Here is a 21,391-nt window from a genome sequence, read left to right on the forward strand (position 1 = left end):
CAGCCTACCGACGACCACCGACGGCGGTCGTTCGCCTTCACCCGCCGCGGTCGCGCCACAGCGACACTGTGCCCGCGTCCGACCACAGGGCGATCGCGCCGTCGCGGTCGGTGCGCACGATCCGCGCGCCGACCTCATCCAGGATCGCGAGGGCCTCGTCGCGCGGATGCCCGTAGTCGTTGTCGGCGCCGACCGTGACGAGAGCGATCGACGGTCGTGCGGCGATGTAGAGCCCCGCATCCTGGTCGGCGCTGCCGTGGTGCGCGGTCTTGACGATCACGTACGGCGGGTCCAGCACGCCGGATGCCGTCAGCGCCCGCTGCGGGGAGGCCGACAAGTCGCCGAGGAGCAGCATCGGCGGGATGCCCCCGCCCCGCATATCGAGGACGACGCTGGCGTCGTTGCCCGGCTCGAAGGCGCGGCTGCCGGGCTTCGGCCACAGCACCCGCCATCGCGCGCCCCCGAGTGAGCCGGTGAGCCCCACGGCCGCCTCCGTGGCCCGTGCTCCCTGCGCCGTCAACGAGGCGATCGCCGTCTGCGCCGAAGCGTCGCCGGGCCCGTGCAGCACCGTTCCGACACGTCCGCGAACCGCGTCGAGCCCGCCGACGTGGTCGAGGTCGAAGTGGGTGAGGACGAGCAGGTCGATCCGGTCGAGCCCCGCACGGGTGAGACAGGAAGCGAGCGGTTCGGGGTCGGGCCCGGTGTCGATCAGCGCGACGGCACCCTCCGACCGCAGCAGGACGGCGTCGCCCTGACCAACGTCGCACGCCAGCACCGACCAGTCGGTGGGCAGGGTCCACCGGCCGGCGACCGTGGTCAGGGCCGCCGTGCCGAAGCCTGCGCCCACCAGCACGGCGACGACGGCGACCGACACGCCGCGTGTGAGGCGCCGCGCCCGGGATCCGCCGCGGTCGAGGGCGATCGCGCACCCGATCGACACCCCGACCCCGGCGAGGGCCAGCGTGCCCGGCACGCCCTCGAGCCAGGGCAGCGCGTTCGCGGGGAGCGCGGCAGCGGTGGTCGCGGTCCCCGCGATCCACGACGCCGGCAGCCAGGCGAGCGCCGCGAGACCCGATTGCAGCCACGGCAGCGGCGCACTGAGACAGGCCGCGAGTCCGAGCACGGTCGCGGCCGGTGCGGCGGGGCCCGCAAGGAGGTTCGCGAGCACACCGTACACGGGCACGGTCGGCTCGATGAGGATCAGGAGCGGCCCGCACGCGAGCTGGGCGGCGAGCGGCACCGCGAGGGCGAGAGCCAGCGGCCGCGGCAGGATCCGGCCGAGGCCGGCGGCGAGCGGACGCACCCACAGCAGCAGCGATCCCGTCGCGACGACCGACAGTGCGAACCCGAGCGAGGCCGCGAGCCACGGGTCGAGGACGAGCAGCAGGGCCACGGCGAACGACAGGAGCGCCATCCCGGCGCCGGCGCGACCGAGCAGCACGGCGAGCATCGCGATCGCTGCCATCGCCGCGGCGCGCACGACGCTCGGCTCGGGCGTGACGAGCAGCACGAAGCCCCCGAGCACCGCCAGTCCGACGCCGACCCGGAGGCCTCGCGAGGCGCCGAGCGCCGCGGCGAGGGCGAACGCGATGCCGACGACGAGCGCACAGTTGGCACCTGACACGGCGGTGAGGTGCGAGAGCGAGGATTCCTTCATCGCCGCGTCGAGCGACGGCGACACGACCGACGTGTCGCCGACTGCGAGACCGGGGACGAGCCCCGCGCCGTCGCCGGGCAGACCCTCGACCGCCGCGACGAGGCCGCGGCGCAAGTCGCCGGCGCCCGCGGCAGCGCCGGCCGGCGGGTTCAGGACCTCGACACCGCGCGAGGCCCAGAGCTCGAGCACCGCCCGCTCCCCCGGCCGTCCGGGCTTCGCGGTGCCGTGGGCGACGACGGTCGCGCCGACGTCCAGCAGCCACGGGCTGTCGACCTCGGCGGATGAGACGCGCACGGTGATCTCCACATCCGCCGTGTGACTCTCGCTGCCGATCGAGACCCGCGCCGCCCGGGCATCGAACGCGAGCGCCCCGTCGGCGCGACGCTCGATCTTGCCGACGACGTCGGCACGGACGGCGACGGCCCGGCCGCCGTCGAGGGCGAGATCGGCGACCGCGGTCCGTGCCGGCTGCGCCAGGGCGACGTGAGACGCCGCGGCCGCCGCGACCGCGCCCGCGAGCACCACGACCACGAGCGTGGGGCGCACCGCGTGCCGGGGCATCCGGAATCGGGTCCGTGAGGTGGTGCGCCGCGACGGAGGGCCTGCGGACCGGCTCACGGCCCGCGCGACGACGGTCAGGGAGATCACGAGCGCCCACAGCGTCAGGGCGATCCAGGGCGCCGCCGCGGGCGCGAGGATCGCTGTGGCGGCGACGGCCCAGCACGTCCCGGCCACGGGGACCAGCCGCAGGCCGCGTCGGCGTCGCACGTCACACCGTCACGAGGTCGCGAAGGGACTCGAGCATCTTGTCACCGATTCCGGGGACGGCGAGGAGGTCCTCGATGCTCGTGAACCCGCCGTTGTCGTCGCGCCACGTGATGATCCGCTCCGCCAGCGCGGGTCCGATGCGCGGAAGGGTCTCGAGCAGTGTCGCGTCGGCCGTGTTGAGGTCCACGCGCCCGTCGCGGGACGACGCGGAGCCGGTGCCGGCCGCCGCCGCGGGCGGCACCTCGCCCTCGCGTGGGACGGGCAGCTGCTCGCCGTCGTCGAGGGTGCGGGCCAGGTTGACAGCGTCACGGTCGGCGTCGCCGGCGAAGCCGCCCGCGGCCGCGACGGCGTCGACGACGCGCGAGCCGGCGGGAAGCACGTAGAGGCCGGGCGTCTGCACCGCACCGGAGACGTGGACGTACAGCTCGCCCGCCGACGTCGGCGTTGCCGCGGGCGTCTGGTCGACGACGACCTCATCGACCGGGGCCACCGCACCGCGGAGGATGCCGATGCCGACGGTGATCGCGAGCGCGGCGATCACGAGTACGACGACGGCGCCGATCCCGAGACGGCGGCGCGCGGCCGGTGGCTCGGCCGATGTGCCATCGGAGCGGTCGCCGGCTGTCACCACCCCACGCTAGGAGGTGCGTGGCGCCGCAGATGCGGCGGGTCCCGAGGATGTGCATACCCCCGGGACCCGGACTTCCTGTGGAGGAGGGTCAGTGCGTGCTGAAGCTCACGACTTTCGGCGGGCGGACGACCACGCGCGTGATCTCGCGGCCCGCGAGCGAGCGGACGACCTTCTCGTCGGCGCGGGCGAGGCGCTCGAGCTCGGCGGCGTCGATGCGCGCAGGCACCCGCAGAGTGCCGCGCACCTTGCCGTCGATCTGCACGACCGCCGTCACGCTCTCCTCGACGAGGAGGGTCGGGTCGGCGTTGCGCCACGGCACCAGGCCGACGAAGCCGTCGTACCCGAGAACCTCCCACATCTCCTCCGCGAGGTGCGGAGCGAACAGATCGAGGATCATCGCGGTGGCTTCGGCGGATTCGCGCACGGCGGGGTCGGCGGGGCCCGCGCCCGTGTCGATCACCTTGCGCGTCGCGTTGACCAGCTCCATGAGGCGGGCGACGACCACATTGAACTTCGTCTGCTCGACCAGCCCCGGTGCGTCCGCGAGGAGGCGGTGCGTCACGCGGCGCAGCGACGCGTCGCCCTCGGCCCACACCACATCGGGGTCGCTCGCGACGTCCGTCGCGACGCGCCAGGCGCGCGCGAGGAACTTCTGGGCGCCGGTGGTCGACACGTCCTCCCAGTTGATGTCGTCCTCGACCGGGCCCGCGAACGCGATGGCGGTGCGCACCGCGTCGGCGCCGGGGTCGATCATGCTCGACGCGAACTCGACGAGGTTGCCCTTCGACTTCGACATCTTCGAGCCGTCGAGGAGCACCATGCCCTGGTTGATCAGGCTCGAGAACGGCTCCGTGAAGTCGATGAGCCCCATGTCGAAGAGGACCTTCGTGATGAAGCGCGCGTAGAGCAGGTGCAGGATCGCGTGCTCCACACCGCCGATGTACGAGTCGACGGGCGCCCAGCGGTCGGCCTCGCGCGACGGGAACGCCTCGTTCGGGTCGTTCGGCGCCAGGAACCGCAGGAAGTACCACGAGCTGTCGACGAACGTGTCCATCGTGTCGGCGTCGCGCTGGGCCGGCTCGCCCGTCTCGGGGTCGGTCGTCTTCATCCACTCGGTCGCGCCGCCCAGTGGCGACGTGCCCTTGGGCGCGAGATCGAGACCGTGCGCGTCGGGCAGACGCAGCGGCAGCTGGTCCTCCGGGACGGGCACGATGCGGCCGTCCTCGGTGTGGATCATCGGGATCGGCGTGCCCCAGAACCGCTGGCGCGAGATGAGCCAGTCGCGCAGGCGGTACGACTTCGCCGCGCGCCCGGTGCCGGCGGCCTCGAGCTGCTCGATGATGCGCGCGATCGCGTTGCGCTTGGACAGGCCGTCGAGCGAGCCGGAGTTGATGACACGGCCGTCTCCGGTCAGCGCGATGCCGGTGGTCGCGGGATCGAGGTCGGCCAGGGTCTCGACGGGGCCGGGATCGATCGGCACCCCCTCCTCGTCGAGCTCGATGACGGGGATCGCACCGGTGATCGGGGCTGTGGTGTCGACGACGACCTTGACGGGCAGGTCGAAGGCGCGCGCGAAGTCGAGGTCGCGCTGGTCGTGCGCGGGCACCGCCATGACGGCGCCGTGCCCGTAGTCGGCCAGCACGTAGTCCGCGGCCCAGATGGGCAGGCGCTCGCCGTTGACGGGGTTGATCGCGAACCGGTCGAGGAACACGCCCGTCTTCGGGCGGTCGGTGCTCTGACGCTCGATCTCGGTCTCGCGCTGCACGCTCTCGAGGTAGTCCTGGAAGCGCATGCGCACGTCGGCCGACGAGCCGGCGGCGAGCTCCGCGGCCAGGTCGCTGTCGGGCGCGACGACCATGAAGGTCGCGCCGTGCAGCGTGTCGGGACGAGTCGAGAACACGGTGACCTTCTCGTCCCGGCCCTCGATCTCGAAGTCGATGTCGGCGCCCACCGAGCGGCCGATCCAGTTCCGCTGCATGCGGATGACCTTCTGCGGCCAGAAGCCCTCGAGCTGGTTGAGGTCGTCGAGCAGCCGGTCGGCGTACTCGGTGATCTTGAAGTACCACTGCGTGAGCTTCTTCTTGATCACCTCGGCGCCGCAGCGCTCGCAGTGTCCGTCGATGACCTGCTCGTTCGCGAGCACCGTCTGGTCGACGGGGCACCAGTTGACCGGGCTCTCCTTGCGGTAGGCCAGGCCGCGCTCGTAGAGACGCTGGAACAGCCACTGGTTCCAGTGGTAGTACTCCGGGTCGCTCGTGTGGAGGATGCGGCTCCAGTCGTACGACGAGCCGTACTCGCGGAAGCTCTTCTTGTGCTGCTCGATGTTCGCGTACGTCCACTCGCGCGGGTCGGCCCCGCGCTGGATCGCCGCGTTCTCGGCGGGCAGGCCGAACGAGTCCCACCCGATCGGGTTCAGGACGTTGTAGCCGCGGTGGCGCCAGAACCGCGCCACGATGTCGACGTACGCGTAGCTCTCGGCGTGGCCCATGTGGAGGTCGCCGGAAGGGTACGGGAACATGCCGAGCACGTACTTTCGAGGGCGCGTGTCGTCGGCGCCGCCGGCGCGGAACGGGTCGGCCTCGGCCCAGCGCGCCTGCCACTTCTGCTGGATCGAGTAGGCGTCGTAGCCCTCTGTGGGCGCAGAGGTGTCGGGGGTTTCGGTCTGACTCACGTGGAAAGTGCCAATCATGGAAGCCGGAAAGCGCGCGCAGCGCGCGAAGCGCGTCTTCCAGGTTAGCGGAACGGGCGGTTCACCAGCCCGGCGGCAGTGCGGCGCCCAGCGCGGCGAGGGGCCCGCGGGCCTTGATGCCCACCTCGGCGACCTCGGCCGCGGCATCCGATCGCCACGTGATCCCGCCCCCCGCGCCCACGTACGCGCTGTCGGGGCGGACGACGATCGAGCGGATCACCATCGCGAGATCGAGCGCGCCGTCATCGCCGACCCATCCGAAGCAGCCGGAGAAGACGCCGCGCGGTGCGCGTTCGAGGCCGTGGAGGATCGTCATCGCCGAGAGCTTCGGCGCGCCCGTCATCGAGCCCGCGGGAAAGGTCGCCGCCAGCAGGTCGTCGACGGTCGTTCCGGCGGCGAGCCGGCCTGACACCGTGCTCACCAGCTGGTGCACCGCGGGATACGACTCGACCTCGAGCAGGGCATCGACGCCCACGGTGCCATCCGCGCACACGCGCGAGAGGTCGTTGCGCATGAGATCGACGATCATCACGTTCTCGGCGCGCTCCTTCTCGCTCGCGCGCAGCTCGGCCGCCAGGGCGGCATCGGCGGTCGGGTCCGTGCCGCGCGGCCGGGTGCCCTTGATCGGCCGCGTGCGCACGACCGCGCCGCCGTCCGAGCCGTGGTCGACGTGCAGGAACTGCTCCGGGCTCGCGCTGAGCAGAGCGATGCCGCCCGACCGCACGAATCCCCCGTGGTGTGCGGGCGTCGCCGCGCGCAGGCGGGCATAGACCTCGACAGGATCGACGGATGCCTCGACCTCGAAGCGCGTCGTCAAGCACAGCTGGTACGCGTCGCCCTCGCGGATCGCTCCGCGACAGCTTTCGATGAGCGCGGCGTACTCGTCCGGGCGGTGGCGAGCGTGCGCGGCGCCGAGAGCTTCGGCGGGTGAGGGGTGCGCGGGCGGGGCGGTCGCCGCGGCGGCCGCGGTGACGAGCGCGTGAAGCTCATCGGCAGGCGCGTACACGCGGACGAGACGCCGCGCGTGGTCGAACGCGACGAAGCGGTCGACACGCAGCCAGAGGTCCGGCGGGACGCCATCGGCCTCGCCGTACGCGGGCGCCCCCGCGCGCGCGGCGGCATCGTCGTACCCCGTCCAGCCGACCCAGCCGCCTCGGAACGGGCTCCCTCCGTCGGGCCGCGATGCGGCGATGCACGCCGTCATCTTCACGCGCGCCGGGTCGTCGGGAGTCCCCGCGCCGATCCAGCTCCACCCTTCGCGCGCGTCGGGTCCGGCATCGAGCCAGAAGCAGTGCGGCTCGCTCTGGAAGACGGCGGCGAAGACGAATGCCGGATCCACCCAGTGCGCGACGTCCGCGGCGGCGAGGGGCTCCGTCATCTTCCCAGGTTAGAGGGGACCGCGGACCTCTAGGCTCATGGCGTGAACGAGTTCCTGACGTGGCTGCTCGACGCCGTCCAGAGCGTCGACCCCATCGTCAGGACGCTTCTCGCCGGCTTCGCGATCATGCTCGAGACCAGCGTGCTGATCGGACTGGTGGTGCCCGGCGACACGATCGTGATCGTCGCCGGAACCGCGGTCTCGTCTGTGCTCGAGGGTGTGATCCTCGGGATCGCGGTGGTCATCGGCGCCCTCATCGGCGAGAGCATCGGCTTCTGGCTCGGACGCTACCTCGGCCCGCACATCCAGCACTCGAGGCTGGGCCGGCGCATCGGCGAGGAGAACTGGGCACGCTCGGAGCGGTACCTGCGCCGACGCGGCGGCCCGGCCATCTTCATCTCGCGCTTCCTCCCGGTGCTCCACTCGCTCGTTCCGCTCACCGTCGGGATGAGCGGCTACCCCTACCGCCGGTTCCTCGCCTGGACGATCCCGGCGTGCGTGATCTGGTCGACGCTCTACATCTCGGTCGCCGCCGTCGCGGCAGGCACCTACCGCGAGCTCGCCGACCAGCTGCACTACGCCGGCTACATCTTCGTAGGCGTCATCGTGCTGTTCCTGGTGCTCGTGTTCGTGAGCAAGAAGATCATCGAGCGCGCCGAGCGCAAGCACCTGGAGCACGAGGGCCCGGACGAGTCGTCGGTGGCGGACGTGAAAGACTGAAGGGGTGCCCCACACCGATCCCCAGAATGTGCGCGCAAAGGTCCTGTGGTTCGCGCGCCTGGAGTACCGGTTCCACTCGTGGCGCGAACGGCGTGCGCGACGCCGCGGCCAGACGCCCACCGTCGCTCCGTTCCCCGGCTACGGCGGCCCTGACTGGGTGCGCGTCCTCGGCCGGGTGATGATCGTCCCGCCGGTCAAGGAGACGACCTCGGGCGAATACGCCGGCGTGCGCGGCTGGCGCAGCTTCGCGGCCGTTCCCATCGGCTACGCGCAGGTCACCGTGACGGTCGCGGGCGTCGACCACGAGGTGGTCGCCGACCGGGGCGGAGTGATCGACACCCGGCTCCCCGCGGACCTCGAGCCCGGCTGGCAGACCTTCACGATGTCGGTGGAAGGCGGCTCGCCGGTCGAGACGCGGGCGTACATCGTCGCACCGGACGTGCGGTTCGGGATCGTCTCGGACGTCGACGACACCGTGATGGTCACGGCCATCCCTCGCCCTCTCCTCGCCGCCTGGAACTCGTTCGTGGTGAACGAGCACGCACGCCAGCCGGTGCCCGGCATGGCGGTTCTCATGGAGCGCGTCGTGCGCGAGAACCCCGGCGCCCCGCTCATCTACCTCTCCACCGGCGCATGGAACATCGCGCCGACGCTGATCCGGTTCCTCAGCCGCCACGTCTTCCCGCCGGGTGCGCTCCTGCTCACCGACTGGGGCCCCACCCACGATCGCTGGTTCCGCAGCGGCAGAGCGCACAAGCTGTCCAACCTGCGCCGCCTCGCCGAGGAGTTCCCGCACGTGCGGTGGCTGCTGATCGGCGACGACGGCCAGCACGACGACGCGATCTACACGACCTTCACGGACGAGCACCCGTCTCGAGTGGTGGCCGTCGCGATCCGACGCCTCTCCCCCGCGGAGGCGGTGCTCGCGGGCGGGCGCACGGCGGTCAACGACCACGCGGCCGCCGAGGTGCCGTGGGTGAGCGACAGCGACGGAGCGGGGCTCTTGGAGCGGCTGGAGGATGTCGGCGTCCTCGGTGCCGCCGGCGCGCTCGAAGCCTGACCGATCCCGCCTGCACCGGTGTCCGCGCCCCCGCGTAGGCTGGCCGCATGTGCGGACGCTTCGTAGTGGCCAGTGCCGGCTCCGACCTCGTCGGGGTGCTGCGCGTCGATGTCGAGGGCGACGACCTTCCCGAGCCGTCCTACAACGTGGCTCCCACCAGCAGCGCCGCCATCGTGCTCGACTCGGCGAAGACCGAGCCGCCGACGCGCCGGCTCGAGGCGGCCCGCTGGGGCCTCATCCCGTCGTGGGCGAAAGACACCAAGATCGGTGCGCGCGCGTTCAATGCGCGGGCGGAAGAGCTCGAAGACAAGCCGATGTTCCGCAGCGCGCTCGAAAAGCGGCGCGCCGTGGTGCCCGTGTCGGGGTACTACGAGTGGAAGAACGTCGACGGCACGAAGATCCCTCACTACATCCACCCCGCCGACGGCGAGCCGCTGTTCCTCGCCGGATTGTACGAATGGTGGCGCGACAAGACGAAGGGCGAGGATGACCCCGAGCGGTGGCTGCTGAGCTTCACGATCCTCACCCGTGACTCGATCGGGCACCTCGGCTCGATCCACGACCGCATGCCCCTCTTCCTCGACCCCGACCACGCCGACGCGTGGCTCGACCCCACGACCGACAACGTGCGCGATGTGCTCGACGCGGCCATCGACGCGGCCCCGGCCCTCGCCGACACCCTTGCCGACTATGAGGTGTCGACGGCGGTGGGCAACGTGCGCAACAACTCGCCGGAGCTCATCGAACCCGTCGAGTCCTGATTCTTGCCCAGAGTGCGGCGGCGCCCCGCGTATCCTCGAACGGTGACGATCGCGCCTCCTGAAGCCCAGGTTCTGGCCGGCGGTGTCTGGCGCGAGCGTGAGTCCGCCCACGAGGAGCGCGCCCGAGCCCTCACGGCGGCGCATCGCGCGCGAGCCGCGCGCCGCGAGACGCACCCCGTCGAGGATTTCCTCTTCACGTACTACTCGTACAAGCCGGCGGTGCTGCACCGCTGGCATCCGGGCGCTGGGGTGGAGCTGGCGGATGCGGCCACCGACGCCCGCGCCGAATGGCGCTGGTACCGGCCGGGCAGGGTGCCCGGCGCGATCGCCGTCGATGGCGAAGGCTTCCGTGCCGAGCGGGGCGCGCTCGTCACGAACGTCGCGCGGATCCTCCGAGCCACCGCCGGCCGTGCTGCCGGTTTCGGGTGCTTCGGCCTTCACGAGTGGGCCATGGTGTACCGGAAGCCGGAGCACCGCCATCCCGTTCCGCTCCGGCTGGCGCAGGACGCGACCGACGCGGTGGTCGAGGCCCACGACCTCCGCTGCACGCACTTCGACGCATTCCGGTTCTTCACGCCAGCTGCCGTTCCTCGCAACCGGGACACGCCCACTCGCGAGAGTCAGGCCGAGTTGGAGCAGCCCGGCTGCCTCCACGCCGGCATGGACCTGTACAAGTGGGCGGTCAAGCTCGGGCCGCTCGTGCCGGGCGAAGTCCTGCTCGATGCCTTCGAGTTGGCGCGTGACATCCGCGTGCTCGACATGCGCGCGTCGCCGTACGACCTCGCGGAGTGGGGCTACGACGCCGTCCGGATAGAGACCGCCGAGGGCAAGGCCGCCTACGTGCGCGAGCAGCGCGGCTTCGCCGAGCGCGGACAGGTCGTCCGCGCCCGGCTCATCGAGATCGCCGGCGGCTGACTCACTCGGCAGGATCCGCGCACGTCGTGCACGGGAGCTCGCCGTCTCCGGCCTCGGCGACGGCCAGGCGCAGCTCCATCACGCGGGTCGCCGCCTCCTCCAGTCGTTCCGCGGGCACCGCGCCCGACTCCACCGCGCTGACGATGCCGTCGACGATCTGCGGCGCCGTCTCGGGTGTCGAATACACCACGGTCAGCACCATGTCGTTGCCGGCCGCGAGGGCGTCGACGGCGTTCGCGACAGGGTCGGCGTACTCGGGCAGGCCCGAGCCCTCCAGCATGCCGAGATCGTCTGTGATGGTGACGCCGTCGAAGCCGAGCTCTTCGCGCGCGATGCGGTGCCACTCCGGTGAGAGGCTCGCGGGCGCAGGGTCGACGGCGGTGTACGCCAGGTGACCGAACATGAGCAGCTCGGCGCCCGCGTCGACCCCCGCCTGGAACGGCAGCGCGTCGGTGGTGCGCCACTGGTCGAGCGGCATCGGCGTCGACGGGACCGACGAGTGGGAGTCCCCGGGCGCCGCCCCGTGGCCCGGGAAGTGCTTGAGCGTCGAGAACACGTTCCCCCTCTCGCCGCCGACCGCCGCCGCCACGTGCCCGGCGGCCGTGTCGGGCGTCGTGCCGAGGATCCGGCGATGGATGAACGAGTTCGGGTCGGCGGTGACGTCCGCGACGATGCCGAAGTTCACGGGGATGCCGGCCTGGCGGACGAGCGCCCCGCGGCCGGCGTACGCGGCCTCCACGGTGGCGGCATCGGCCTGCTGCAGGTCGAGTGGGGACGGGAAGTCGTCCCACGGCAGCCGGGACACGTCGCCGCCCTCCTGGTCGATGGCGATCAGCGGCGGCTGTGCCGGGTCGACCGTGAGCGCGGCGGTGAGCTCCTCGAGCGCCGCCTCGTCGGCGGGGATGTTCGCGCCCATCAGAATGAAGCCGCCGGCATCGGTGGACTCCATGTACGAGCGCAGGGCCGCAGCATCCGTCGTCGGAATGTGGCCCATCACGACGCTCGCCGCGCGCTCCCGCAGCGTCATCGCGGAGACGGCCTGCTCAGCCGGCGTGAGCCCCGCGGCGGCGGGCGTCGGGGTCGCCGCGGCCGACGGTGACGAGGTCGGCGACGGCTTCGCGGTGGGGGTCGCCGCGCACGACGCAGAGGCGATCGCCGCGGCTGCGACGACCGCGGCGAACAGGAGGGAACGTCGCGCCGCAGTCACTCAGACAGCCTAAGCGCGGTGGCGGTCAGTGGCGGCCGACGATGGCCGCGGCATCCGTCCCCGAAGGCAGCACGCCGTACTGTGCGCCGCGATCCTCGCCCAGCCGGGCCGTGATGAACGTATCGGCGTCGAGCCCCGGCGCGTGACGGAGCATGAGGGACGCCTGGAACGCCAGGGCGAGGTCCTCACTGAGGCGGCGGGCCTGAGCCGAAGCCTCGTCCGGATCGGCCACGAGGCGCTGCAGGAGGGAGAGGGTGCGCTCCACGTGCCGGTCGAGCACCGCCGAGACGCCGGCCGTGGTCGCGAGCTCGTCGGCGAAGGCCTCACCCGACGCGCGGTCGCGGGTGAGCGCGCGCAGCACGTCGAGGGCGATGACGTTGCCCGAGCCCTCCCAGATCGCCATGACGGGCTGCTCACGGTAGCGCCGGGCGAGCGGGAAGGTCTCGGTGTAGCCGTTGCCGCCGAGGCACTCGAGCGCCTCGTACGCGTGGTGGGGACCCCGCTTGCACACCCAGTACTTCGACACCGGTGTGGCGAGACGGCGGAGGGCGATATCGCGATCGGATGCCTCGGCCTCGAAGAGCTGCGCGAGGCGCAGGCCGGTGAGCATCGCCGCCTCGTACTCGAGGGCGAGGTCGGCGAGCACGCCGGTCATCGCGGGCTGGTCGACCAGGAGTGCACCGAACGCCTCGCGACCGCGCGCGTGCCACACTGCCTCGGCGACCGACTGCCTCATGCCCGCGGCCGTGCCCAGGACGCAGTCGAGACGCGTGCGCTGCACCATCTCGATGATCGCGCGCACGCCGCGGCCGGGCTCGCCGACGAGGAAGCCGACGGTGCCGTCGAACTCGACCTCCGCCGACGCGTTCGAGCGGTTGCCGAGCTTGTCCTTCAGTCGCTGGATGCGGAACACGTTGCGCATGTCGTGCGGGAGCATCCGGGGCACGAACACGCACGTGAGGCCCTCGTCGACGCCCCCGCTGCGCGTGTGGGCGAGCACGAGGAATCCGTCCGACATCGGCGCGGAGCAGAACCACTTGTGGCCGGTGAGCTGGTAGGCGTGCCCACCCATCGCCTCGCCGAGCGTCGTGCCCGCGCGGACGTCGGAGCCGCCCTGCTTCTCGGTCATCGCCATACCGATGAGGGCGCTGCCCTTGCCGCCGTCGACGATGAGCCGGGGGTCGTAGTCGCGGGAGTACATGCGTGGGATCCACTCCTCCGCCACCCACGGGGATCCTTCGATCGAGGCTACGGCGGCGTGCGTCATCGACACCGGGCACGCGTGCCCGGGCTCCACCTGCGCGAACAGCATGAACATCGCCGCCCGGCCGACGTGCGCCCCCGGGCGGGGGTCCGCCCATGCGGAGGTGTGCGCCCCGCGCGCGACGGCGTCCGCGATCACGCGGTGATACGACGGGTCGTACTCGACCTCGTCGAGGCGATATCCCCAGCGGTCGTGGGCGTGCGCGACGGGCGTGTGCACGTTCGCGAGATGCGCGTCACGCTGGAACGATCCCGATCCGACGAGCACGCCGGCCTCGCGGAGTCCGTCCTCGGCCCATTCCGCTCCGAACGCGCGGACCGCCGCGCCGAGCGGGACGTTGAGCGTGTACTCGTCGAGGTCGACGCGCCAGGGCGGCTGGTTCTCCACGTAGTGCGTCGCCGCACCGATCACCCGCTGCCCCCGCGCGAACGACGTCATGACGTCTCGGTCTCCCTTGCTCCGGCTCCCGCCATGGCCAGCGTGTACTGCTCACCCGGGCTGAGCGGCGCACGCGTCACGATGTCGTGGACGAATGCGAGCTTGTGTCTTACCGGCGTGACGATCGTGAACGGGTACAGGTCGCCGAAGCCCATCGACCGGTTGATGCGGTTGAACGCCTGCGACAACCACTCCCAGTCGGTGAGGAGGCGCTGAATCGGCTCGTTCTCGTACGACTCGAGTGGCACGACATCCGTGTCGCGGAGGTTGGTCACCGTCGCGTCGAGATGGATGCCGATGACCGCGGCGGTCTGCAGCGTTCCGGTGATGTGGAGGTAATGGGCGAACGTCTCGGCGAAGTCCTCCCAGGGGTGCATGGTCGCGTACTCCGAGATGAACGCCTCGTGCCAGTTCGAAGGCGCGCCGAACGTGTAGTGACGCTTGAGTGCGTCCCGGTAGCTGGTGCGTTCGTCGCCGAAGAGCTCGCGGCACCGTGCCCAGAGCTCGTCATCGGCGAGCAGGACGTTCTGGTAGTAGTGCCCGACCTCGTGGCGCAGGTGCCCGAGGATCGTGCGGTACGGCTCGCCGAGCCGGACCCGCAGCGTCTCCCGCCGGTCGTCGAGACTCTCCGCCAGGTCGATCGTGATGATGCCGTTGGCGTGCCCGATGGTGACCGGCTTGCCGTCGGAGAGGCTCGAGATCAGGTCGAAGCCGAGCCCGCCCTTCTCGACGTCCCACCCGACGATCGGCAGGCCGAGGTCGGCGAGCTGCAGGAGCAGCCGGCGCTTCGCCTCTTCGGTCTTGGCCAGCTTCTCGAGGGCTACTGTGTCGTCGGCCGCGGGGCGGCGCCGCGTGAGCCGGCACGAGAAGCAGCGGCCGGCCGGCGCGTTCTCCCACACCAGCCAGTTGCACGCCCACTCGCGGTTCGAGCAGGTGTACCAGGTCTCGCCGTCGATGACGGCCTGGCCATGGCGGACTCCGAAGAACTCACGGGTCGGGATGTGGTAGCCGATCTCGGCTTCGCAGTTCGGACACTGCAGCGTGTCCAGGTAGACGAAGTGGCGACAATGCGGACAGCGGGGCTGCGAGGTCACGGTCTCACCGTAGCGTGCCGCGGCGGCGCGGACGCGCGGTCACGGCACGGGGACGAGCTCCACCCGGAGCAGCACATCGTCGACCGCCCGCGGCGAGCCGCGGCCGTCAGTGTTGCTGGTCAGCAGCCACAGCGACCCGTCGCGCAGCGTGACCGCGTCTCGCAGTCGCCCGTGCTCACCGACGAACGCGGCGACGGGTTCGCCGCGCATCTCGCCCGCGTCGGTGTCGATCTGCCACAGCCGTTCGCCGCGGAGCCCCGCCATGAACACCGTGTCGCCGCGGGCGGCGATGCCGCTGGGGCTCGCGTCGCTCGTCGGCCACTGGGCCACCGGATCGGTGAACCCGTCGCGCCCGGCGATCCCCTCGACCACGGGCCAGCCGTAGTTCGCCCCCGGTTCGATGCGGTTGAGCTCGTCCCACGCGTTCTGACCGAACTCGCTCGCCCACATCGTGCCGTCGGCCGTCCACGCGATCCCCTGAACGTTCCGATGCCCCATCGACCACACGCGGGTGTCCCACGGATTGCCGGGGGCGGGATCGCCGTCGGCGGTCACGCGCAGGATCTTCCCGTTGAGGGCGTCGGGGTCCTGCGCGGCATCGCGCTGCTGCGCGTCCCCCGTCGTGACGTACAGGTACCCGTCCGGTCCGAAGGCGAGACGGCCGCCGTCGTGCGTGCTCGCCCGCGCGATGCCCTCGATGATCACCTCAGGCGCGCCCAGCGCGAAGGATCCCGGCTCGCCGATCAGCGGCATCCGTGCCACGCGATTGTCGTCGGCCGCGCCGAAGTACGCGTAGAGCATGGGTGCGTCGTCGGTCCCGCGGATGGCGAGTCCGTGGAGGCCGGATTCGCCGCCCGACACCACGCCTTCGATCACGCCGACCGTCCGGACCTCGCCGTCCGCGGTGAGCTCGAGCACCCTGCCGTCTCCGCGTTCAGAGATGAGTGCTCCCCCGGCCTCGAGGGGCACGACCGACCACGGGGCCACGAGTTCCGAGGCGAGCGTGCCGGTGACCTCGCCGGCCCGCCACCAGGTCTGAGCCGCCGGGCCGGCCGTGCTCGGGCCGATCGTGGGCGCCTGCGACGAGGGCGCCGGCCGCGTCGCCGGGGCGCTGCACCCGGATGCCGCGGTCAGCGCCAGGACGAGGCATCCGACCGCCGCCCACCGGGGTTCGCGTCTCATCCGTCCGCCACGGCCGCCTCGAGAGCCGCGAGGTCGATGCGCCGCATCCTGAGCATCGCCTGCACGGCGCGGTGGGCGACATCGGGGTCGGGGTGCCGGATCAGCTCCACGAGCCGGTCGGGGATGATCTGCCACGACAGCCCCCAGCGGTCCTTGAGCCAGCCGCAGGGCTGCTCCTGACCGCCGTCCGCCGTCAGGGCGTCCCAGTAGCGGTCGACCTCCGCCTGGTTGCGACACGCGACGTAGAGCGAGACGGCCTCCGTGAACGGGAACTGCGGGCCGGCATCCATCCCGTAGTAGTCGCGGCCGCCGAGCCGGAAATGCACGTGCATGACCTTCCCGCCCATGCCCGGCACTTCGTCGGGGTACCGGTCGATCGTCACGAGCTCGGAGTCGGGTATCAGGCCGGTGTAGAACGTGACGGCCTCCTCAGCGGCGTCGTCGAACCAGAGGAACGGGGTCACTGCGCTCATGCGTTCCACCCTTGTCGACGTGTCGCACCCGCGCAATGGTCGGGATCACGGATGCTGCGCCCCCAGCCGCACCGTGACGCGCAGGCCCCCTTCCGCCCTCGCTGCGAGAACGAGAGCCCCGGCGTGGGCGTCCGTGATGCTGCGGACGATCGCCAGGCCCAGCCCCACGCCGGCGTGGTCGCCGGTGCGGGCGCGCTCGCTCCCGCGCTGGAACGGCTCGGTCAGCGTCGCCACGCGCTCGGGGCTGATCACCGCGCCGGTGTTCTCGACGACGAGCGCCACCGTGGCGCCGTCTGCGGACGTGACCACGTCGACGGTGCCGTGCGCGGGGATGTTGTGGACGATGGCGTTGTGCAGCAGGTTCGACGCCAGCTGGAGCAGAAGGGCGTCCGAGCCGGTGGTCCAGGCGATGTCGCCGCTTGTGCGGACGGTCACACCTCGGGCCTCGGCCAGAGGCATCAGGGTCTCGGCCGCTTGCTCGGCGACGAGGGACAGGTCGACCGGCTCAGGGGTGAACGACCCCTGCTCCGCGCGGCTCAGCACCAGCAGCGCCTCGGTGAGGTCGATCGCGCGCGCGTTGACGGCGCGCAGGCGTTCGATGAGCTCGTCGACGTCGCGGTCGGGATCCCTTCGGGCGACGTCGAGCAGCGTCTGCGTGATCGCCAGGGGTGTCCGCAGCTCGTGCGAGGCGTTGGCAGCGAAGCGCCGCTGCTCGACGACGTGAGCTTCGAGGCGCGCCAGCATCGCGTCGAAGCTGTCCGCGAGCTCGCGGAACTCGTCCTGGCGGCCCGGGAGCGCGATCCGGTGCGACAGCGATCCGCTCGTGGCGCGGCGCGTTGCCTCGGTGATCCGCGCCAGCGGCGCCAACATCCGTCCCGCGAGGATCCAGCCGCCGAGCAGGCCGAACACCAGGAGGAAGAGCAGCGCCCAGGAGACGGCCGGTGTGAACGCGCGGATGAGGTCCGCGCGGTTCGGGACGAAGGGTCCGGGAACGGTGATCTGCCCGTCCGGCACATACCTGAGGAGGAACAGCCACACCACGGCGAGCAGGAGCGTGCCCGCCACCACGAGGAAGCCGGCGTAGCTGAGGGTGAGCTTGAGCCGTACGCTGATGCCGGGCGCCCTAGTCACGGCCGAGGCCGTCCCCGGTGTCGATCCGGTATCCGACACCCGCTACGGTGGCGATCGCCCACGGCTCGCCCAGCCGCTTGCGCAGCGCCGAGACCGTGATGCGCACTGCGTTGGTGAACGGATCGGCGTTCTCGTCCCACGCCCGCTGCAGCAGCTCCTCGGCGCTCACGACGCCGCCCTCCGCGCTCATGAGCACCTCGAGGACGGCGAACTGCTTGCGCGTCAGCGCGACGTAGCGGTCGTCGCGGTACACCTCGCGGCGGAACGGGTCCAGCCGTAGCCCCGCGAGGTGCCGCACCGGCGGCCGCCTGTGCGCACGACGGCGATCCAGCGCCCGCAGCCGCAGCACGAGCTCCTGCAGGTCGAACGGCTTCGTCAGGTAGTCGTCGGCGCCCAGCTCGAATCCGGTCGCCTTGTCGTCGATGCGGTCCGCCGCGGTGAGCATCAGGATCGGGATGTCGCTTCCCGAGCGTACGATGTGCGCGGCGACCTCGTCGCCCGAGGGGCCGGGGATGTCGCGATCGAGCACGGCGATGTCGTAGGCGTTGATGCTCAGCAGCTCCAGGGCGGTATCGCCGTCGCCGGCGATGTCGGCCGCGATCGCGTCGAGGCGCAGTCCGTCGCGGATCGCCGCCGCCATGAGGGGCTCGTCCTCGACCACCAGCACGCGCATGACCTCGATGCTACGAGCCGGCGCATATCGTCCGCGTATCCGAAAGCCGATACGCCCTCGCAACACGCGCGTGTGTCGACTGGTGGCATGATCCCCACAGCAACCGCCCCGTCGAGATCCCGGCGCGTGCTCCGGCTCGCCCTCATGACCCTCATCATCGTCGCCATCGTGATCGTCGGGGTGGCCGTGTACCGATCGGCTTCGGCGGCGATCCCGCGCGCGGACACCATCGGCCGGTCGCCCGCCGGGGTGCCGGCCGAGGGCGACGGAATGGTCACGGCGGAGGACGGACTCCTCCCCGACGGCGCGACCGCGTTCGACGAGGGGTACCCCGGGGTGGCACGACTGTCGCCCGGGCTGCTCGATGCGCTGCAGCGCGCGGCGCACGACGCGGCGGCCGGCGACATCGTGATCCGGGTGAACAGCGGCTGGCGCTCGGCCGAGTACCAGGACCGCCTCGTCCAGGAGGCGGTCGAGCAGTACGGCTCAGCGGATGAGGCCGCGCGCTGGGTGGCATCCTCCACGACGTCGGCGCACGTCGCGGGCGATGCGGTGGACGTGGGGTCGTACGACGCGGTGGAGTGGCTGGCCGACCATGGTGCCGCCTACGGGCTCTGCCAGACCTATGGGAACGAGGCGTGGCACCTCGAGCTTCGCGCGGAGGCGGTCGAACAGGGCTGCCCGCCTCCCTACACCGATCCCACCGAGGATCCGCGTCTGCACGGGTGACGCCGGGTGCCGCGGCGGTCGGGCACAGCAAAAGGCCGCCCTCATCGGGCGGCCTTTTCGGTGGACCTGAGGGGACTCGAACCCCTGACCCCCTGCATGCCATGCAGGTGCGCTACCAGCTGCGCCACAGGCCCGGACGTTGTTCCCGCTCTCGCGGGGCAACTCGTCTAGCTTACAACACTCCGAGGGGTGCTCCGTACCAGGATCACTCCTCGACGGTCGCTCGCGCGGGCAGCGTGATCGGAACCACGGGGCAGTCCTTCCACAGCCTCTCGAGGCCGTAGTAGACACGCTCCTGCTCGTGGAACACGTGCACCACCAGGTCGCCGAAGTCGATGAGGATCCACCGCGACTCCTCACGGCCTTCGCGACGCAGGCGCTTGTGGCCCGCTTCGAGCAGCTTGTCCTCGATCTCGTCGGCGATCGCCGCCACGTTGCGCTCGCTGCGCCCGGTGACCAGGAGGAAGATGTCGACGAGCGGAAGCGGCTCCGAAACGTCGAGGGCGACGAGATCCTCGCCACCCTTCGCGTCGGCCGCGGCCGCAGCGATCTGGAGCATGTCGTGGGACTGCGCACTCGCCACCATCAGAAGACTCCCGTCACGAAGGCGAGGATCAGAACGCCCACAAGGGCGAGGGCCAGCACGCCCGCGGTGATCGCGAGAGACATCATGAGCTTGCCGCCCTTCTCGGGCACTGGCGGCTTGATGACGTCGCCGGGCGCCTTCGCAGTGCTGACGGCCGCGCTGGCGGCGATCGGCGTCGGCGACGAGTGCGACGGCAGCTCGCCGTCGACCAGCGTCGCATCGATCTCCTTGCCGTCGGCGGTGCCCTTCGCGTGGCCGGTCGAGCCGAGCCCCTCCGGCAGGTTGAACGTGCCGGTGACGATGACCTCGCCGGTCGCCGTCACCGGCGCCACCAGCGGAGCGACTTCGGGCGCCTGCGACACGATGAGCGCGTTGGGGATCGCGATCGCGCCGGTGGTGCGCGTCAGGAGCTGGTCGAACGAGGGCGGGAAGTCGACAGCCGCGGGCTGGCCCGCGACCGGTGCCTCGTCGAGCAGGCTGGCGCCGAGGAGCGGGTTGACCGCCTTGGGCGCGGCGACCGGATCGTCGGCTTCGTCGTCCTCAGCAGCCTCCAGCACATCGTCGAACGAGTGGTCCTCGACCTCGGGCGCCGATGGCTGCGCCGCGAAAGCGGGAACCGCGATCGGTGCCGCGGGCGCGGCCTGCTGCCAGCTCGGCACGGGGGCCGGCGTGGTCTCGGTCTCGCGCGGGATGCCGAACAGGGCGTGCACGCCGCTGTCGGTCGACACCTGCGTGTCGTCCTGAGCGGGCGTGAAGAGCGAGGGCGCGGGCTCGTCGAACGGCGCCACGGGAGGCGGAGCGACGGGGAACGCGAAGGTCGGGGCGCCTCCGCCGGTGGCGGCGGCGTGCGCAGCGACGACCTCCGGCGTGATCACAGGCACCGACGCGGTGCGAATGCGCTCCTGCTGGCGCGCCTGGCGCCGCGTGAGCGGAGACACGCCCAGGTCGACGGCGGAGTCGGGAACCGGCGCCGGGGCCACGGCGGTGGGCTCGGACGGGCGCGGGAACGGCGCGGAGGCCGCCACCGGCGGAGTCGACGCCGCGGCATCGACCGGGGGCGCCGCGACGGCCTCGGCGGGAGACTCGGGGGCCTCGTCGGCGGCGGGGGTCGCGGTGATGACGGGAGTCGATCCCGTGTTCCGCAGTTCGCGGATCTGCTTACGTGTGAGGGCTGGCGTCGCCGGGTGCTCGGGTGTACTCATTCCTTGCTCCGGTAGAGATGGTGCTTCGCAATGTATTGGACGACCCCGTCGGGTACGAGGTACCACACGGGGTGTCCTCGCTGAACTCGGTCACGGCAATCCGTCGATGAGATCGCGAGGGCGGGGATCTCGAGCTGGCTGACGTCGTCGCTGGGCAGACCGTCGGTGTTCAGAACATGACCCGGCCTGGACACCGCGACGAAGTGGGCGAGGTCCCACAACTCATCATGGTCCCTCCAACTGAGAATTTGCGCTATGGCGTCGGCACCGGTGATGAAGAACAGCTCCGCGTCCGGCCGCTGGGCCTTCAGATCGCGGAGCGTGTCGATGGTGTAGGTGGGCCCATCGCGGTCGATGTCGACGCGGCTGACCGTGAATCGGGGATTGGATGCTGTGGCGATGACGGTCATGAGATAGCGATGCTCGCTCGGCGAGACGTCTGCCTTCTGCCAGGGCTCGCCGGTCGGCACGAAGACGACCTCATCGAGGTCGAACCACTGTGCCACCTCGCTGGCGGCGACCAGGTGCCCATGATGGATCGGGTCGAACGTGCCGCCCATGACCCCGACTCTCGGGGCTGTCGCCAAGGACATTCAGCCGCCTCAGTGGCCGTGCCCCGCTCGCTGAACGTCGTTCGCGTGAGCCTTGGCATACGCCTCGGCCTTGTGCGAGTGGCGGTTGGCCACATTGCGGTACGAGAGCGTCACGATCGCCAGAGCGGCGAAGACCACGATCGCGGTGATCCCGTACCCGACGGTCTCGAGGGCGACGTTGCCGTGGTGCTCCGACTCTTCGGCGGCAAAGGCGATGATCGTGGCGATTGTCATTCGGGC

20 protein-coding genes and 1 tRNA gene are annotated in these 21,391 nt (G+C 71.5%); 5 read left to right on the forward strand and 16 right to left on the reverse strand.

The window, feature by feature from the left end:
• Positions 1 to 37: 37 nt before the first annotated feature.
• The 4 genes from ACEYYH_RS10970 to ACEYYH_RS10985 form a co-directional block, all read right to left on the reverse strand.
• Positions 38 to 2,425: a ComEC/Rec2 family competence protein gene (locus ACEYYH_RS10970; protein WP_374974459.1), complete on the reverse strand. Its 2,388-nt coding sequence runs from the start codon at positions 2,423 to 2,425 to the stop codon at positions 38 to 40.
• A gap of 1 nt (position 2,426) precedes the next feature.
• Positions 2,427 to 2,987, reverse strand: coding sequence for a ComEA family DNA-binding protein (locus tag ACEYYH_RS10975; RefSeq protein WP_374978203.1), 561 nt, complete (start codon positions 2,985 to 2,987; stop codon positions 2,427 to 2,429).
• A gap of 157 nt (positions 2,988 to 3,144) precedes the next feature.
• On the reverse strand, positions 3,145 to 5,745 hold the full coding sequence (gene leuS / locus ACEYYH_RS10980) for a leucine--tRNA ligase (protein WP_374974460.1): 2,601 nt from the start codon (positions 5,743 to 5,745) through the stop codon (positions 3,145 to 3,147).
• A 61-nt stretch (positions 5,746 to 5,806) separates the two neighbouring features.
• On the reverse strand, positions 5,807 to 7,123 hold the full coding sequence (locus ACEYYH_RS10985; RefSeq protein ID WP_374974461.1) for an anthranilate synthase component I family protein: 1,317 nt from the start codon (positions 7,121 to 7,123) through the stop codon (positions 5,807 to 5,809).
• 42 nt (positions 7,124 to 7,165) lie between these two features.
• On the opposite strand from ACEYYH_RS10985, the gene ACEYYH_RS10990 reads away from it, so the two are divergent.
• Genes ACEYYH_RS10990 through ACEYYH_RS11005 form a run of 4 tightly spaced genes read left to right on the forward strand, consistent with a single transcriptional unit; the run spans position 7,166 to position 10,579 of the window.
• Positions 7,166 to 7,843: a DedA family protein gene (locus tag ACEYYH_RS10990; protein WP_374974462.1), complete on the forward strand. Its 678-nt coding sequence runs from the start codon at positions 7,166 to 7,168 to the stop codon at positions 7,841 to 7,843.
• Positions 7,844 to 7,847: 4 nt separating this feature from the next.
• Complete coding sequence (locus tag ACEYYH_RS10995) at positions 7,848 to 8,903, forward strand: App1 family protein (protein WP_374974463.1); 1,056 nt, start codon at positions 7,848 to 7,850, stop codon at positions 8,901 to 8,903.
• Positions 8,904 to 8,950: 47 nt separating this feature from the next.
• Entirely contained in the window at positions 8,951 to 9,664 is a 714-nt protein-coding gene (locus ACEYYH_RS11000) for an SOS response-associated peptidase (RefSeq protein ID WP_374974464.1), read from the forward strand.
• Positions 9,665 to 9,706: 42 nt separating this feature from the next.
• Positions 9,707 to 10,579 (forward strand): 3-methyladenine DNA glycosylase, encoded by an 873-nt coding sequence (locus ACEYYH_RS11005; protein WP_374974465.1) that lies wholly within the window; start codon positions 9,707 to 9,709, stop codon positions 10,577 to 10,579.
• A 1-nt stretch (position 10,580) separates the two neighbouring features.
• Here ACEYYH_RS11005 and ACEYYH_RS11010 read toward each other — a convergent pair whose 3' ends face one another.
• Genes ACEYYH_RS11010 through ACEYYH_RS11040 form a run of 7 tightly spaced genes read right to left on the reverse strand, consistent with a single transcriptional unit; the run spans position 10,581 to position 18,041 of the window.
• Complete coding sequence (locus tag ACEYYH_RS11010; protein ID WP_374974466.1) at positions 10,581 to 11,786, reverse strand: glycoside hydrolase family 3 N-terminal domain-containing protein; 1,206 nt, start codon at positions 11,784 to 11,786, stop codon at positions 10,581 to 10,583.
• A gap of 25 nt (positions 11,787 to 11,811) precedes the next feature.
• Complete coding sequence (locus tag ACEYYH_RS11015) at positions 11,812 to 13,488, reverse strand: acyl-CoA dehydrogenase family protein (RefSeq protein WP_374974467.1); 1,677 nt, start codon at positions 13,486 to 13,488, stop codon at positions 11,812 to 11,814.
• Positions 13,485 to 14,582 carry a putative zinc-binding metallopeptidase gene (locus tag ACEYYH_RS11020; protein WP_374974468.1) on the reverse strand — a complete coding sequence of 366 codons (1,098 nt, stop codon included), beginning with the start codon at positions 14,580 to 14,582 and terminating at the stop codon, positions 13,485 to 13,487. The genes ACEYYH_RS11015 and ACEYYH_RS11020 overlap by 4 nt, the downstream gene beginning before the upstream one ends.
• 39 nt (positions 14,583 to 14,621) lie before the next feature.
• Positions 14,622 to 15,764: a PQQ-dependent sugar dehydrogenase gene (locus ACEYYH_RS11025; protein WP_374974469.1), complete on the reverse strand. Its 1,143-nt coding sequence runs from the start codon at positions 15,762 to 15,764 to the stop codon at positions 14,622 to 14,624.
• On the reverse strand, positions 15,761 to 16,237 hold the full coding sequence (locus ACEYYH_RS11030; RefSeq protein ID WP_374974470.1) for a VOC family protein: 477 nt from the start codon (positions 16,235 to 16,237) through the stop codon (positions 15,761 to 15,763). Before ACEYYH_RS11030 ends, ACEYYH_RS11025 begins: the two co-directional genes overlap by 4 nt.
• A gap of 45 nt (positions 16,238 to 16,282) precedes the next feature.
• Positions 16,283 to 17,368, reverse strand: coding sequence for a sensor histidine kinase (locus tag ACEYYH_RS11035; protein WP_374974471.1), 1,086 nt, complete (start codon positions 17,366 to 17,368; stop codon positions 16,283 to 16,285).
• A complete protein-coding gene (locus ACEYYH_RS11040) occupies positions 17,361 to 18,041 on the reverse strand; it encodes a response regulator transcription factor (protein ID WP_374974472.1) in 681 nt (226 codons plus the stop codon). Before ACEYYH_RS11040 ends, ACEYYH_RS11035 begins: the two co-directional genes overlap by 8 nt.
• Before the next feature lie 87 nt (positions 18,042 to 18,128).
• On the opposite strand from ACEYYH_RS11040, the gene ACEYYH_RS11045 reads away from it, so the two are divergent.
• Positions 18,129 to 18,770 carry a M15 family metallopeptidase gene (locus ACEYYH_RS11045; RefSeq protein ID WP_374974473.1) on the forward strand — a complete coding sequence of 214 codons (642 nt, stop codon included), beginning with the start codon at positions 18,129 to 18,131 and terminating at the stop codon, positions 18,768 to 18,770.
• A 61-nt stretch (positions 18,771 to 18,831) separates the two neighbouring features.
• On the opposite strand, the gene ACEYYH_RS11050 is transcribed toward ACEYYH_RS11045, so the two are convergent.
• The 5 genes from ACEYYH_RS11050 to ACEYYH_RS11070 all read right to left on the reverse strand — a co-directional run bounded on the left by ACEYYH_RS11050 (position 18,832) and on the right by ACEYYH_RS11070 (position 21,385).
• A tRNA-Ala gene (locus tag ACEYYH_RS11050) sits at positions 18,832 to 18,904 on the reverse strand.
• Positions 18,905 to 18,975: 71 nt separating this feature from the next.
• Entirely contained in the window at positions 18,976 to 19,356 is a 381-nt protein-coding gene (gene rsfS / locus ACEYYH_RS11055) for a ribosome silencing factor (protein WP_374974474.1), read from the reverse strand.
• Positions 19,356 to 20,558: a hypothetical protein gene (locus ACEYYH_RS11060; RefSeq protein WP_374974475.1), complete on the reverse strand. Its 1,203-nt coding sequence runs from the start codon at positions 20,556 to 20,558 to the stop codon at positions 19,356 to 19,358. The genes rsfS and ACEYYH_RS11060 overlap by 1 nt, the downstream gene beginning before the upstream one ends.
• Positions 20,555 to 21,151 carry a nicotinate-nucleotide adenylyltransferase gene (gene nadD / locus ACEYYH_RS11065; protein ID WP_116193242.1) on the reverse strand — a complete coding sequence of 199 codons (597 nt, stop codon included), beginning with the start codon at positions 21,149 to 21,151 and terminating at the stop codon, positions 20,555 to 20,557. Before nadD ends, ACEYYH_RS11060 begins: the two co-directional genes overlap by 4 nt.
• A gap of 9 nt (positions 21,152 to 21,160) precedes the next feature.
• A complete protein-coding gene (locus ACEYYH_RS11070; RefSeq protein ID WP_116193241.1) occupies positions 21,161 to 21,385 on the reverse strand; it encodes a hypothetical protein in 225 nt (74 codons plus the stop codon).
• Positions 21,386 to 21,391 lie beyond the last annotated feature (6 nt).

It is taken from the genome of Microbacterium trichothecenolyticum, from assembly GCF_041938625.1.
Lineage (GTDB): Bacteria > Actinomycetota > Actinomycetes > Actinomycetales > Microbacteriaceae > Microbacterium > Microbacterium trichothecenolyticum_D.